Annotated in this window: 14 protein-coding genes; 8 read left to right on the top strand and 6 right to left on the bottom strand. The window is 67.9% G+C overall.

Translation table 11 applies throughout. The features are described from left to right. Window positions 1-26: 26 nt before the first annotated feature. The 5 genes from GV790_RS10895 to GV790_RS10875 all read right to left on the bottom strand — a co-directional run bounded on the left by GV790_RS10895 (window position 27) and on the right by GV790_RS10875 (window position 4,992). Window positions 27-1,076 (bottom strand): AAA family ATPase, encoded by a 1,050-nt coding sequence (locus GV790_RS10895; protein WP_163813225.1) that lies wholly within the window; start codon window positions 1,074-1,076, stop codon window positions 27-29. An 8-nt stretch (window positions 1,077-1,084) separates the two neighbouring features. Then, window positions 1,085-2,122, bottom strand: a complete 1,038-nt coding sequence (locus GV790_RS10890; protein WP_163813224.1) for an aliphatic amidase — start codon at window positions 2,120-2,122, stop codon at window positions 1,085-1,087. 45 nt (window positions 2,123-2,167) lie between these two features. Beyond that, window positions 2,168-2,788: an AmiS/UreI family transporter gene (locus GV790_RS10885; RefSeq protein WP_163813275.1), complete on the bottom strand. Its 621-nt coding sequence runs from the start codon at window positions 2,786-2,788 to the stop codon at window positions 2,168-2,170. A gap of 258 nt (window positions 2,789-3,046) precedes the next feature. Continuing rightward, window positions 3,047-4,390 (bottom strand): DoxX family protein, encoded by a 1,344-nt coding sequence (locus GV790_RS10880; protein ID WP_163813223.1) that lies wholly within the window; start codon window positions 4,388-4,390, stop codon window positions 3,047-3,049. Further along, the gene (locus GV790_RS10875; protein WP_163813222.1) at window positions 4,387-4,992 is read right to left on the bottom strand and encodes a M15 family metallopeptidase; all 606 of its coding nucleotides are present in this window, start codon (window positions 4,990-4,992) and stop codon (window positions 4,387-4,389) included. The genes GV790_RS10880 and GV790_RS10875 overlap by 4 nt, the downstream gene beginning before the upstream one ends. Window positions 4,993-5,081: 89 nt before the next feature. Between GV790_RS10875 and GV790_RS10870 the strand changes: the two genes are divergently transcribed. The 7 genes from GV790_RS10870 to GV790_RS10840 all read left to right on the top strand — a co-directional run bounded on the left by GV790_RS10870 (window position 5,082) and on the right by GV790_RS10840 (window position 11,373). Then, window positions 5,082-5,771: a response regulator transcription factor gene (locus GV790_RS10870; protein WP_163813221.1), complete on the top strand. Its 690-nt coding sequence runs from the start codon at window positions 5,082-5,084 to the stop codon at window positions 5,769-5,771. A 10-nt stretch (window positions 5,772-5,781) separates the two neighbouring features. Then, window positions 5,782-6,843, top strand: a complete 1,062-nt coding sequence (locus GV790_RS10865; RefSeq protein WP_163813220.1) for a sensor histidine kinase — start codon at window positions 5,782-5,784, stop codon at window positions 6,841-6,843. Between the two features lie 107 nt (window positions 6,844-6,950). Further along, complete coding sequence (locus tag GV790_RS10860; protein WP_163813219.1) at window positions 6,951-8,105, top strand: esterase-like activity of phytase family protein; 1,155 nt, start codon at window positions 6,951-6,953, stop codon at window positions 8,103-8,105. A gap of 107 nt (window positions 8,106-8,212) precedes the next feature. After that, window positions 8,213-8,548 carry a YciI family protein gene (locus tag GV790_RS10855; protein ID WP_163813218.1) on the top strand — a complete coding sequence of 112 codons (336 nt, stop codon included), beginning with the start codon at window positions 8,213-8,215 and terminating at the stop codon, window positions 8,546-8,548. Then, a complete protein-coding gene (locus GV790_RS10850) occupies window positions 8,545-9,762 on the top strand; it encodes an RNA polymerase sigma factor (protein ID WP_163813217.1) in 1,218 nt (405 codons plus the stop codon). The genes GV790_RS10855 and GV790_RS10850 overlap by 4 nt, the downstream gene beginning before the upstream one ends. A gap of 115 nt (window positions 9,763-9,877) precedes the next feature. Then, window positions 9,878-10,381: an SRPBCC family protein gene (locus GV790_RS10845; RefSeq protein ID WP_163813214.1), complete on the top strand. Its 504-nt coding sequence runs from the start codon at window positions 9,878-9,880 to the stop codon at window positions 10,379-10,381. A 110-nt stretch (window positions 10,382-10,491) separates the two neighbouring features. Further along, a complete protein-coding gene (locus tag GV790_RS10840) occupies window positions 10,492-11,373 on the top strand; it encodes an AAA family ATPase (RefSeq protein WP_339384768.1) in 882 nt (293 codons plus the stop codon). 7 nt (window positions 11,374-11,380) lie between these two features. Here the strand turns inward: GV790_RS10840 and GV790_RS10835 are convergent, their stop codons facing one another. Then, entirely contained in the window at window positions 11,381-12,127 is a 747-nt protein-coding gene (locus GV790_RS10835) for an IclR family transcriptional regulator (RefSeq protein ID WP_163813210.1), read from the bottom strand. A gap of 259 nt (window positions 12,128-12,386) precedes the next feature. Here GV790_RS10835 and GV790_RS10830 point away from each other — a divergent pair, with 259 nt between their 5' ends. Next, window positions 12,387-13,421 carry an NrtA/SsuA/CpmA family ABC transporter substrate-binding protein gene (locus tag GV790_RS10830; RefSeq protein ID WP_163813208.1) on the top strand — a complete coding sequence of 345 codons (1,035 nt, stop codon included), beginning with the start codon at window positions 12,387-12,389 and terminating at the stop codon, window positions 13,419-13,421. Window position 13,422: the final 1 nt, after the last annotated feature.

Genomic DNA, 13,422 nt, shown 5'->3' with positions numbered 1-13,422 from the left:
AGCGGGGCACGCCGATCAGCGCAGCGTCAGTCGATCTCGTCCATGCGATAGACCACAACCCGGCCGTCGCGAACGGCCGCCGACAACGTCAGTGGTTCGCCAGGGGTTCGATACCGCACGATCGTGTCGGCGACCGGCGCGGCGACCCGGCTCCGGATCCGCCGCCGCATGGCGCGAGCACCGAACGCGGGGTCGAATCCCTCCACGGCCAGCAGATCGATGACCGAATCCGCACAGGTGAGCTGTACGCCCCGGTGGCGGAGCCGGGCGGCGAGCCGATCGGTCTCCAGTCGCGCGATGCGCCGTGCGGTGTCGGCGGTGATGGAATTCAATACGACGATTTCGTCGATCCGGTTGAAGAACTCCGGATCCAGGAACCGTTGCACCGCCTCGAGTGTGAGCTCTCGATGCCGCGCGCCGTCATCGGTGCGGCCCCGCGGCATCGACGGCCGCCACCGGCGGGCCCGCCGGTGCACCCATTGAGCGGAGCCGAGATTGGAGGTCATGAAGACATAGCAGTTGCGGAAGGAGATGCGTTCCTTCCCGTTGGCCAAACGCAGTTCTCCGGTGTCGAGGACATGCAGCAATGCCCGCAGCACGGTGACGTCGGCCTTCTCGATCTCGTCGAACAACACGATTCCCGGCCGATAGGTTGTGCCCTCGACGGTGTCCCGGTCGAACACCGTCAGCGACTCCTTGCTGCCGGCGTACCCGGGCGGCGCGCCGCTGAAGGACGCGGCGTAATGCTCTTGCGCGAACGCGTTCATATCCACTCGGCACACATCGTCCGGGCCGCTGCGCAACTCGGCGGCCAGCCGGCGGACGAGTTCGGTTTTGCCGACTCCGGTGGGTCCTGCGAGCAGCACGCTGGCCAGGGGGCCGTGCGGGTCCGTGGCGCCGACGTGCGCGAGGGTGACCGCGCGCACGACGGCGTCGACGGCGTCGGCTTGTCCGAGGACGGACTCGCTCAGACGTGCTGCCAGCGCCTGCCGATCGAATCCGGTGGCCGAATCGGTGCGCGCCGGTGCGGCGGGTGACCGATTCTGGTCGTGGAGCATGTCGGTCAGGTACGGCACGGGTCCTCCTACGCTTCGGTGGTCTGCTCGACGGGTAGCGCGCCGACCCGGCACTCGGCGACGCCGACGGTGTCGCGGGTCATCTCCTCCACCTGTTGCTGGGCCTTGACCGCGTCGGTCACCCACAACTTGTAGAACTCGAAGGGGCAGTCGGCCACGCCGCGATCGCCGTCGCCGGCGGCATGCACGCCGGAGTAGCCGCGGTGCAGCAGTTTGAACAAATGGTTCTGGGATTGGTCGTTCGCGCGCGCGTCGCGAATCGCCGCCACCGACAGCTGGGCGTACTGGATTCCGTACTCTTCCTCACCCGTTTCGCCGAGGGTGCGGCCATCGAACCCGATGATGGCCGAATGCCCGAAGTAGGAGTAGACGCCGTCGAATCCGGCGGCATTCGCCACGGCGACATAGCAATTGTTGGCCCAGGCCATGGCTTTGGCCATGAGCACCTGCTGATCCTTGGCCGGATACATGTAGCCCTGGCAGCGCACGATCAGCTCCGCACCTTTCATCGCGCAGTCGCGCCAGATCTCCGGGTAATTGCCGTCATCGCAGATGATCAGCGATACCTTCAGGCCTTTGGGTCCCTCGGTGACGTAGGTGGTGTCACCCGGATACCACCCCTCGATCGGGCACCAGGGCAGGATCTTCCGGTATTTCTGCACGATCTCGCCCCGGTCGTTGATCAGGACCAGTGTGTTGTAGGGCGGCTTGTTCGGGTGGTCCTCGTGCTGTTCGCCGGTGATCGAGAAGACGCCCCAGACGCCGGCCTGCCGGCACGCGGCCGAGAAGATCTCGGTTTCCGCACCGGGAACCGTGGCCGCGGTCGCGTACATTTCCTGCTCGTCGTACATGATGCCCTGGGTCGAGTACTCCGGGAAGATCACCAGATCCATCCCCGGCAGACCCGTTTTCATGCCGATCAGCATCTCGGCGATCTTCTGCGCGTTGGCGATGACCTCTGCTTTCGTGTGCAAGCGCGGCATCTTGTAATTGACCACCGCCACGCCGACGGTGTCGGGACTGGACGAAATATCACCGTGTCGCATTCGATTTCTCCTTTTATCGGGCCCATGGCGGGCGGTTGGCGCTGTTCAGGACGCCGCGGGAACATTTGTGGTCGCGAGGTGGTAGCGGCCGGCGAGCAACCAGGCGCCGCCGAGAGCCGCGAGGAGCCCGGCAGCCCAGATCGCCGCCATGCCCGCGGTGGGGTGGTAGGTGCCGGTCAGCGCCAACAGGGCGGGGACGGTGCAGGTCGGCTGGCTCAGTAGGACGGCGGCCCAGCCGGTGAAGCGCGTGAGCCCGACCCTGCCGAGGCCGAGGACGAGAAAGAACAAGCCCCACAGCAGCGACCATGCGAGCCAGATGACGCCGAAGACCGGGTCCTCCGTGCGTGCGAAGGAGATCCAGGCATACACCAGGGCGGTCGCGGCGACGAAGGCGGAGAACCAGCCGATTCCTTGTGCCTCACCTCCGGCGAGGGTGCTGACTCCGACGTAGAGATAGGTGAAACCGAACAGATACACCCCGGACGCGGCCAGGATCGCCGCCTTATCGCCGCCCGCCTGGGCCAGTGCGACGGTCGGCAGGACGCATTGCAACGCCCCGACGAACAGATTGAGCAGGGCGGCCGAGCGCGGCGGGACGACCCCGAGCAGCATGAGCCCGTTGACCAGGAGAACGGCTCCGACATAGAGCAGACCGACGTCGGCCATGACCACCACCAATGGTTTCATGTGAAATGATTTCAGATGAAAGTACGTGTGGTGGGTCACAGAGTCAAGGGCCCGGATCGGGCGAGTGCCGTGTCGACGAGGCATCGGAGCCACGGCGATCGGCGGGATGAATTCGACCCGGCGGCCGCATCGGCTTCCGCCTACCGCCGATCTCGTCGTCGCTGATGACGAGCCGCCGGATGTGACCGCCGCCGAGAACGCCAGGGCTTCCGGAGAAGCCGAGTGCGGAACTCGCGCCTACCGGAGGTACGGGTAGTCCTGTACCCAGTGGAATCCGCGGCTGCGCAGTGTGAAGGTGTTCGGATCGACGCGTTCGAGGGTGATCGCGACCGTGCGGTCCTTCAGGGTGCCCCGGAGGATCAGCCGGTCCGGGTCGGGTTGTTCGGCTGACACTGTGGCGAACGGCGGGCCGGGTTCGGCGTGGCGGTTCGATGGGATGGTGGTGAGTTCCAGTCGGCCGTCGGGGCGGAAGTGGGCGTGTGCCGGTACCAGATCACCGTTCATCCGCTGATACGTCGCTTCCTCGGGCCCGTCGAAAACCACTCGCTGCCAACGGTTCTCGTCGGTGATGAGCGGAGCCACCGGCTGCCCGTCGAGGCGGAAGTCCCGCACGTCCCATATCCCGTACAGCGGGGATCTGGGGCTTCCGGCGCCGTACTGGTCTTGCCAGACGCGCCAGTTGTCCTGGATGCCGCTCAGCGTGACCCAGACGGCGAGGGCCACCTGGAGCCAGGTCGCGATGCGGTTCCTGCGGGCATCGGTGAACAGCGCGGGCGACGTCAGCGGCGCGCAGGCACGGTGCCGCACGAACACGTCGAACAAACGACGCAGATGTGGGGCGAGCAGAACCAGGCTGATCATCAGCAGGTGGGCCGACAGCAGCTTCTCCGGAACATCGAAGGCCATATTCAGCAACAGGATCTGCGCTGTGCCCGCCAAGCTCACGATCGCGCCGAGGATCGCGGTCCGCGGCACGAACAGCAGCAGCCCGGCGACCACTTCGACCGCACCGAGCGCCATCTCGTAGGCAGGCGCGCTACCGACCTGCAACCACAACACCGACATGGGACTGAACTCGCCGTACGGCTGCAACAGCTGAGCGAGACCGGGTCCGGGCATCTGGTTGGGGATCAGCTTGGCGAGCCCGAACGACAGCATCTGCCCGGCCAGGCACAGCCTGAGAAATAGCGTGAACCACGCCAGCAGCCGGGGATAGGAGCTGCGGCGGTCGACGAGCGTCCACACCGCGGTGACCACCGCCGAGACGATCAGCAGGCAGAACACCAGCACCCAGATCGCCGTCTGGTCGCCCGCTCCCGAGTCCCGGTGCAGTAGCGCGTCGACCCCGAAGATCGTCTCGCCCACCCATCCGGTGACGGGATCGGTCATGGCCGTGGTCCACAGCCCGGCGTGGCCCTGGACCCAGCGGCCGAAGGCACCGAGCAGTGCGGCAGGAATATAGGGGATGAGCAGACAGAACAAACCGAAGTAGAGGACGCAGAATCGGAACGCGATACGCGTCGCCGGATGCCAGGCCGCTCCTCGGGCGCCGGCGGCCGTGGCTTCCCGCGTGCCGGTCACCGGCCCATCCTCGGGTCTTCGGTGGGGTCGGCGTACTGGGCCGGGCAGCCGTCGTCGACGGCAGCGGGACGCAGTTCGAAGTGCCAGGGCTCGTTGCGATAGATCTGGCACAGCCCGTACTCGGCGCCGTGCGCCGACAGCCAGGCCGTGGCTTCGGTGGGCCCGATGTCGACCGCGTCGCCCGATACATGGGCCGACGTTTCCGCGGTGGCCACCCATCGCGCGGCTTCGGCCGGCGAACCGTACTTCGCGACCGCCGCACGCAACAGCTGGTCCTGGTATTCCGGGGACCGCCGGCCGCTGGTGACGACCAACTCGACGCCGTCGGCCGCGGCGTCGGCCGAGGCGCGCCGTAGCGCGTCGAGCAGCGCGGGGTCGAGGTCGGACACGGACGGAATCCCGTCGTCGAACGTGGCGGCACCCGGCGGGCCCTGGCGTTCGCCGCGAAGGGCCTCGATGGCTGCCGCGGTCGAAGCCGACAGCTGTGCCGGCGACTGATGGACGAGGGCACCGGCCAGCGCCGCACCGGCGAGGACGCAGGCGGCGATGACGCCGGATCGGCTACGGTGAGGCGCGGTTCGTGCTGGTTCGCTGTGATTCATACGGTCAGTGAAGACAGCCTGGTGTTGCCGGCACGTATGCGATTTCGGATACGCCGACGATATGCCCGGACTGAGAAGATCGAGGGCCTATGCGTGTACTGATCGTCGAGGACGAACCCTATCTGGCCGAAGCCATCCGCGATGGGCTGCGCTTGGAAGCGATCGCCGCCGATATCGCCGGTGACGGCGGGACGGCTCTGGAGTTGCTCAGCGTCAACGCCTACGACATCGCCGTTCTCGACCGTGACATTCCCGGGCCCTCCGGCGACGAGGTCGCGCGGCGCATCGTCGCCTCCGGCAGCGGTCTTCCCATCCTGATGCTCACCGCCGCCGACCGGCTCGACGACAAGGCGAGCGGGTTCGGCCTCGGCGCCGATGATTACCTCACCAAGCCGTTCGACCTGCGCGAGCTCGTGCTCCGCCTGCGAGCCCTCGACCGCAGGCGAGCACACAACCGGCCGCCGGTGCGCGAGATCGCGGGGCTGCGGCTGGATCCGTTCCGGCGCGAGGTCTACCGCGACGGCCGCTACGTGGCGCTGACCCGCAAGCAGTTCGCGGTGCTCGAGGTGCTCGTCGCCGCCGAGGGCGGTGTGGTCAGCGCCGAAGAGCTGCTGGAACGGGCCTGGGACGAGAACGCCGACCCGTTCACCAACGCCGTGCGGATCACCGTGTCGGCGCTGCGGAAACGTCTCGGCGAACCCTGGATCATCGCGACCGTCGCCGGCGCCGGGTATCGCATCGACGCACCATCGAACGGTGGGGGCGACACCGGTGGATAGAGCTCCTGGATTGAGCACCCGCCTCAAGCTCACGCTCAGCTACGCGGGCTTCCTCATGCTCGCCGGTGTCCTCCTGCTGGCAGCTGTGCTGGTGTTCTACCTGTACCTCCTACCCGCCGGCTGGATCAACGCCAGTGGCAATTTCTGGATCGACCGCTCGCTGCTCCTGCGGGCCTTCGCTCCGTTCATGGGCCTTGTGCTGGTCTTCCTTCTCGTTTTCGGTCTGCTGGGTGGGTGGCTGCTCGCGGGCCGTATGCTCGCCCCGCTGACACCCATCGCGGCCGCCACTCGACTGGCCGCGCATGGCTCACTTTCCCACCGCATCCGATTGCCGGGCCGCCGCGACGAGTTCCGCGAACTCGCCGACGCCTTCGACACCATGCTCGCGCGTCTGGAAGCGCATGTCGTCGAGCAGCAGAGGTTCGCGGCGAACGCCTCCCATGAACTGCGCACACCGCTGGCGATCACGCAGACCCTGCTGGACGTCGCCCGCACCGATCGCGACGCCGACCTGGGTGAACTCGTCGACCGCCTCCACGCGGTGAACGCCAGGGCGATCGACCTCACCGAAGCGTTGCTCGTGCTCAGCCGGGCCGACCGACGATCGTTCACCCGGGAGCCGGTGGACCTGTCCCTGCTCGCCGAAGAAGCCGTGGAAACGCTTCTCCCGCTGGCCGAGCGCCACGGCGTCGTCCTCGAGACCGCAGGCGAGATGGCGCCGACCATCGGCTCGTCCGCTCTCCTGCAGCAGTTGACGACCAACCTCGTGCACAACGCGATCGTCCACAATCTGCCCGAGGGCGGCACGGTCTGGATCACGACCGGCGCCCACTCCGCAGGTGTGCTGCTCACCGTCGAGAACACCGGCGAGATGCTCACCCCGCAGGTGGTCGCCACCCTCGTCGAGCCGTTCCAGCGTGGCACCGAGCGCATCCGCACCCACCACGCGGGCGTCGGCCTCGGCCTCGCCATCGTCGACAGCATCGTTCGCGCGCACGGCGGGGCACTCACGCTCACCCCGCGCACCGCCGGTGGACTGCAGGTGACGGTGCGACTATCCCAGCCGTCCTAGGGCTGTTGCCCATTCGCGCTCAGCGCTGAGCGACACCCGGACAACATCCTCCCGGCAGATGGGAGGAAGGGTCGGCGCGCGACCGGAACCGGGTTTCGATGCCACCCATGATTGCCAGATCCTTGACCGCGACGGCGGTAGCGGCACTACTGACCTTGGTGTACCCGGCACACGCGACGGCCGCCGACGGAGTGCGGCTGCTCGGCGAGCAGCTGCTACCCACGGGGCTCGAGTATGCGGGCACGACGGTCGGCGGGCTCTCCGGTATCGACCGGGATCCGAAGACCGGCTCGTTCGTACTGCTGTCGGATGATCGGTCCGCGATCGATCCGGCCCGGTTCTACACCGCCGAGATCGAGGTGACCGAGGCCGGGCTCGGACCGATCCGGCTCACCGGGCAGCACAGCCTGCGGCGTGCCGACGGCAGCACCTATCCGTCGGCTGCCGAATGGGCTGCGCAACCGTGTACCGAATCGCGTGCGGTGTGCGATCGACTCGCTCCGGTCGATCCGGAAGACATCCGGATCGACCCACACGGCGCGCACGTGTGGTGGAGTCAGGAGGGCGACCGTAATCCACCGCGTCTGCTCACCGATCCCTCGATCCGGCGAGCGACACCGGACGGCGCCGCTGACGGCGAACTCGAACTGCCCGTGAACTACCACATCGACGACAACGGCAAGGGCCCGCGCGCCAACCAGGGCATCGAAGGCTTCACCTTCAGTGCCGGCGGCAGCCGCATCGCGAGCATCCTCGAGGGTCCGCTGGCCCAGGACGGTCCGGAGGCCACACCCGATCACGGCGCGCTGGTGCGACTGACCGTGCAGGACCGGCAGGGAGGAGTCCGTCAGCAAGTCGCCTATCCCGTGGAGCCGATGGCCGGGCCCGGCCCGGGGATCAACAGTGTGTCCGCGATCCTGACCTCGGGCAGCGAGGACCCGCACCGCTATCTCGTACTGGAACGCGGAGTCAGCGCGGCGGGCGTCACGATCCGGATATTCGAGGCCGATCTGCGCGGCGCGACCGATACCGCTCAGATCGACTCGCTCACAGCCGGATCGGATCTTCGGCCGGCCCGCAAGAAGCTCGTAGCCGATCTCGGCACGCTCGGCCTCGCCCGCCTCGGCATCGTGGAAGGCATGACCTGGGGCCCGAAACTGCCCTCCGGTGAGCGCACGCTGATCCTGGTCGCCGACGACAACTTCGGCGCCACCCCGGGCGCCGACACACCCACGCAGTTCATCGCCCTCGCCGTGCGCTGACCCGGCCGGCGAGGCCCGCGAATCCGTGCCGAGCCGGCGGCTCGAACATGCCGCGGGGCGTTCCGGCCGGCATGGTGGCGGGCGACGTGGTCCGGCATAGTGGGCCTATGAAGTACGTGCTGCTGATCTGTGACGACGAGTCGGTGTCGCCGTCGATGGCGGAGATCGCGGCGGATCCGGCGCACCAGGCGTACTCGGCGGAGCTGGATCGGCGGGGCGCCAGGCGCGGCGGTGCGCGATTGCGTCCGGCGCGGGACGCGACGACGGTCCGGGTTCGCAATGGGGAGACACTGATCTCCGATGGCCCGTTCGCGGAGACGAAGGACTTCATCGGCGGTATCGACATCATCGAGTGTGCGGATCTGGACGAGGCGCTCGCCCTCGCGGCCAAGCATCCCTACGCGAGCTGGGGTTGTATCGAGGTCCGCCCCGTGTGGGAATGACCGCGCCCGAGGCGGTTCGTGCCGCCGTCGCGGCGGCATACCGGAACGAGTGGGGCCAGGTGGTCGCCACGATGATCGGGTTGACCGGAGACTGGGATCTGGCCGAGGACTGCGCGCAGGACGCGTTCGCCGCCGCACTGGCGACGTGGGCCCGCGACGGCATTCCCGCTCGTCCGGGTGCGTGGCTCACGACAACGGCGCGGCACCGGGCGACCGATCGGTTGCGGCGGGAGACCGCCGGCGCGGCGAAGCTGCGGCAGCTCGCGGTGCTGGCGCGTGATCCGATCGAGCCGTGGTCTGAGGAGATCCCGGACGAGCGGCTGCGGCTGATCTTCACCTGCTGCCACCCCGCGTTGCCGTTCCCCGCCCGGGTGGCCCTCACGCTACGTACGTTGGCGGGACTGAGCACCGACGAGATCGCCAAGGCGCTGCTCACCACCGAACCGGCGATGGCGCAGCGCCTGGTGCGCGCCAAGCGCAAGATCGCCGAGGCCGGCATCCCGTACCGGGTGCCGCCGGCCGAGCTCCTGCCGCACCGGCTGCCTGCCGTCCTCGCGGTGCTCTACCTGATCTTCAATGCCGGGTACGACGAAGCCGACGGGCGCCGGGCGCTGGCGGCCGAAGGGATCCACCTCGGCCGGGTACTCGCTCGCCTGATGCCCGCGGAACCCGAGGCGCGCGGGCTGTTGGCCTTGATGTTGCTGCTCGAGGCCAGGCGCGCGCGGCGCACCGACGACGGCGTGCTGGTCACGCTGGAAGACCAGGACCGGTCCCGCTGGGATGGCGCGCTGATCGCCGAAGGAGTCGCGACGCTCGAGGCAGCGCTGACGATGCGGCGTCCAGGTCCGTATCAAGTGCAGGCCGCGATCGCCGCCTGCCACGCCACCGCTCCCGACGCGGCGGCTACCGATTGGCCACAGATCGCCGCCCTCTATGCCGAGCTCGCCCGGCTGGCGCCGTCTCCGGTGGTCGAGCTCAACCGCGCCGTGGCGGTCGCCATGGCCGAAGGGATCGGCGCCGGGCTCGGCCTGGTCGATCGGCTCGCGGAGTCGGGCGAGCTCGATGGCTACTATCTGCTGCCCGCGACCCGGGCCGACCTGCTCCGCAGAGACGGCCGCCGCGCCGAGGCGCTCAGGTCCTACCACGACGCGCTGCGCCTGGCGCCGACCGAGGCCGAACGCAACTATCTGACGCGGCGAATTTCCGACCTCTGACCAGGGCGAAGGTCGTCGCGGTCGATCGTGCCGAAAAATTCTTCCCGGCCGATGTCGATCGCCGGCCGCCTCGTTCGTCGGTGGGGCGAACCCACCGAACAGAGAGGCAAGAACAATGTCGAACACCGAGCATCTGACCGCCACCGTGACCGTCGACCGGACGCCGGCCGAGCTCTTCGATGCCATCACCGACGTCCGCGGCTGGTGGAACGAGAACCTCATCGGCGACAGCGCCGCCGTCGGCGACGAATTCATCTTCACCGACGACGCCGAGTACGCCGGTGAGACCGCCACAGCCGGGGGAGGCATCCGATTCGCCCGCTTCCAGGTCACCGAGGCCGTCCCCGGCCGCCGGATGGTCTGGCACGTCGTGGACGCATACCTCAACTTCATCGACGACCACGAGGAGTGGACCGACACCAAGGTCATCTTCGACATCGCGGCAACCACCGACGGCACGACGCTGCATTTCACCCATCAGGGCCTCACCGCAGCGGAATCCGAATGCTTCGATGCCTGCTCGCGCGGCTGGACCTTCTACATCACCAAGAGCCTGCCGCAACTGCTCACCACCGGCGCAGGCGACCCCATCCGCCGATACCGACTCGCTGAGAGCTGACGAGGACACTGGACCACGGCGGTCATCGCTCACCCCACGAGACCTAAGGCCCAGCACAGGAATACTGCCCGCCATATCGGGCATCACCGTCGTGTTCAGTGAATCCGTCGATGAGCTCGGCGCGAAGCGTGAGGCTCCTTCGATCGCGTCCGGAATCGGGGATATGGCTCGATATGGCGTTTCAGCCGATCCCGGCTGTCATGGCGATAGCCTGCGCCGTCGTCGGTGCCGCGATCCTGTTGCAGTGCTTTGCGGCACGGTGTTGTTCTGCGTGGTCTCGCCACCGAGTCCCGAGCGAGTCACCGGCACTACGACGGAGACCCAGCAGCGGTCCTCGACCAATCGGTGCAGTACGTGCCCTGCCACAATGCCACATGTCCTCTTCCGCACAGTCTCCGGTGATGACCGTTGTGAGCGGCCCGCCCGGATCGGGTAAAACCTCCCTCGCCCGAGCCCTGGCCGAACGCGTCGGCATTCCGGCGATCATCCGCGACGAGATCAAACAGGGCATGGTCGCCGCCACCGCACCCACGAGCGATGGCGACTACGACGACCTCGACATGCCCGTCTTGCACACGTTCTTCGATGTGCTGGCCGTGCTGGCCCGCGGCGGTGTCAGTGCGGTCGCCGAAGCCGCTTTCCAAGACCGGCTCTGGCGCCCGAACCTGCTGCGGTTGGCTGAGTTCGCCGAGATCCGCATCATCCATTGCACGGCCCCGCAACAGGTGCTCCACGATCGGATCGCCCATCGCGCCGAGCACGACACCCACCGGGCGGCTCACAACGACGCGAGCCTGCTCGCCGCGATCGCCGCCGGAACAGGCACCGCCGAGTCCTTCATCTCCGTGACCATGGACGTCGCGCAAATGACAGTGACCACTACCGATGGGTACGAGCCGGGTCTCGACGCGGTCGCTCGGTTTGTCAGCGCCCCCGGCAAGGCCGGACCTCGGCCGGCCGGTGTGCCACCTGGCAAATCGGCCGGGTCATGACCGGCGGTCATGGCGTGTTGAATTCACTCGCGATGTCGCGGGCGGTGACCTTGGCGAGCTCGACGAAGAAGGGGACCCGCTCGGGAATCATGAGGCTGGTGGCTCCGCGCAGGCCGAGCGCGAAGCGGCAGCCGCCGTTCGGATCCGGAATGGGCAGGCCGATGGTGCGGAACCCGGGATCGAGTTCTTCGTCGTTGTAGGCGTAGCCGCGGGTGCGGGTCAGCTCCAGTTCGGCGCGCAGTTCGGCGGGCCCGCTCACCGAGCGCTCGGTGCCCTGCTCGTAGGGGAGGGCGCTCAGGTCCTCGTTCTCGTCGGCGGACCAGGCCAGCAGCGCTTTGCCCAGGGCGCTCGCGTGCAGCGGCAGGCGCAGACCCTGTAGCCGGTGTCCTTCGGATTCACGCCATCGGCTGGTGCCGAGCAACACGGCGTGGATGCCGTGGCGGGTGGCGATGGAGGCACTGGCGCCGGTGGTGGCGGCGAGTTGTTCGAGCAGCGGTTCGGCCAGATAGATGCGGTGTTGCCGGTAGGCGATCTGCCCGTACTCGGCCAGCGCCCGGCCGATGCGATAGCGGCTCGAGACGGGGTCCTTCTCGAGGAACCCCGCTTGCACGAGCGCGGTGAGCAGGCGATGGGTCGTGCTGACCGGAATTCCTTGGGCGCGAGCGACTTCGGAGACGCCGCGGGTCTCGCCGCCGCGGAAGCAGTCCAGGACCGACAGCGCACGGGTGACGGTCTGCACACCGGAGGGTTCCACGGACCGACGGTAACACGGCCGGCTGTTCAGCAGCAGTCCTCCTTTCCGCTATATGGAAAGCAGTGGTGCGTCTTTACGCCCGCTGATAGATACCGGGTCGGTGAATCTGGGGGTAATCGGGCCATTCCGGGCTACGCACGCCAGTCAGCGATTGTCAACCTTTCCGATCTCCGGCAAGGATTACCTGTCGGCCGGGGGGTGGTCTCCCTACTCTCGAGGGCATTCGCTCGATCACGTCCCCGAACAGGAGTCACCCACGATGTCCCGCAGGCGCGCCTTCTTGCGTATCGCATTCGCGATCGCCCCCGTCGTCGCACTCGTCGCCGCCTGTGGCTCCGAGTCCGGTCCGGCATCCGATCCCGGCACCTTTGTCCTGAAGGTGACCGACCCCGGCAATTCCGGTCCACTCGCCGTCGGCAAGCGCGACGGTCTTTTCGACCAGGCACTCGCCCCGCTCGGCGCGCGGATCGAATGGGTCGGCACGACACCGGGTTTCAGCTCCAACCTCAAACTGTTCAACACCGGCGAACTGGATGTCTCCGGCGCCGCGTTCAGCCCGGTGGTCGGCGCACTGTCCAAGGATGTCGGGGTGCGCATCATCGCCGCGCAGGACCCCGCGGGCAAGGACCAGAGCGGCATCATCGCCACCCCGGAATCGGGCATCCGCACGGTGCGGGATCTGGTCGGCAAACGCGTCGCGGTGAACCCGGCGGGTAAGGGGGAGTACATCCTGCTGCGGGCTCTGGCACAAGCGGGCGTGCCCGCCGATCAGGTGACCCGGGTTCCGTTGCAGCAGAAGGAGGCCGCCTCCGCCTTCGCGACCGGCAAGGTGGATGCCTGGGCGTCGTTCCTGGTGCCCTATCAGGAAGCCAAGGCCAACGGCGGGGTGGAGATCGCCACCGAGGCCAGTATCGGGTCCCGCGACAACACGGTAGTGGTGTTCCGGACGGAGGTGCTCGACGAGCGCCCCGACATCGCCGCCAAGTACCTCGAGGTGCTACAGCAGCTCAGCGAACGGCAGCGGGCCAACCCTGCGGAGTTCGAGAACGTCTTCGAGCAGACCGGACCGCGTGCGTTGTCGGGCCAACGGCTGGCCGACGCGCTCCGGGTCGGCGCCGAGGCCACCGTGCCACATCTGCCCGATCAGGACGACGCCGACGCGCTCGCCGACGTTGTGGAGGTTTTCGCCGCCAACGGCGTGATCAGCCGCACGATCACCGCGGCGGATATCTTCTACGATCTGCGTTCCAAGCTGAACCGGGATCAGCTGGCGGCCGTGCGAGCGGGGAACTGAC

It is taken from the genome of Nocardia cyriacigeorgica (genome assembly GCF_010858045.1).
Lineage (GTDB): Bacteria > Actinomycetota > Actinomycetes > Mycobacteriales > Mycobacteriaceae > Nocardia > Nocardia cyriacigeorgica_E.
Note: the sequence above shows the minus strand (reverse complement) of the source record. Positions and strands in the feature narration are given on the sequence as shown.

Excerpts from the sequence above, each read along its gene's own strand:
- GV790_RS10890 (WP_163813224.1), bottom strand. The coding sequence starts at position 2,122 with ATGCGACACGGTGATATTTCGTCCAGTCCCGACACCGTCGGCGTGGCG.
- GV790_RS10885 (WP_163813275.1), bottom strand. The coding sequence starts at position 2,788 with ATGGCCGACGTCGGTCTGCTCTATGTCGGAGCCGTTCTCCTGGTCAAC.
- GV790_RS10875 (WP_163813222.1), bottom strand. The coding sequence starts at position 4,992 with ATGAATCACAGCGAACCAGCACGAACCGCGCCTCACCGTAGCCGATCC.
- GV790_RS10870 (WP_163813221.1), top strand. The coding sequence starts at position 5,082 with ATGCGTGTACTGATCGTCGAGGACGAACCCTATCTGGCCGAAGCCATC.
- GV790_RS10860 (WP_163813219.1), top strand. The coding sequence starts at position 6,951 with ATGATTGCCAGATCCTTGACCGCGACGGCGGTAGCGGCACTACTGACC.
- GV790_RS10855 (WP_163813218.1), top strand. The coding sequence starts at position 8,213 with ATGAAGTACGTGCTGCTGATCTGTGACGACGAGTCGGTGTCGCCGTCG.
- GV790_RS10850 (WP_163813217.1), top strand. The coding sequence starts at position 8,545 with ATGACCGCGCCCGAGGCGGTTCGTGCCGCCGTCGCGGCGGCATACCGG.
- GV790_RS10845 (WP_163813214.1), top strand. The coding sequence starts at position 9,878 with ATGTCGAACACCGAGCATCTGACCGCCACCGTGACCGTCGACCGGACG.
- GV790_RS10840 (WP_339384768.1), top strand. The coding sequence starts at position 10,492 with ATGAGCTCGGCGCGAAGCGTGAGGCTCCTTCGATCGCGTCCGGAATCG.
- GV790_RS10830 (WP_163813208.1), top strand. The coding sequence starts at position 12,387 with ATGTCCCGCAGGCGCGCCTTCTTGCGTATCGCATTCGCGATCGCCCCC.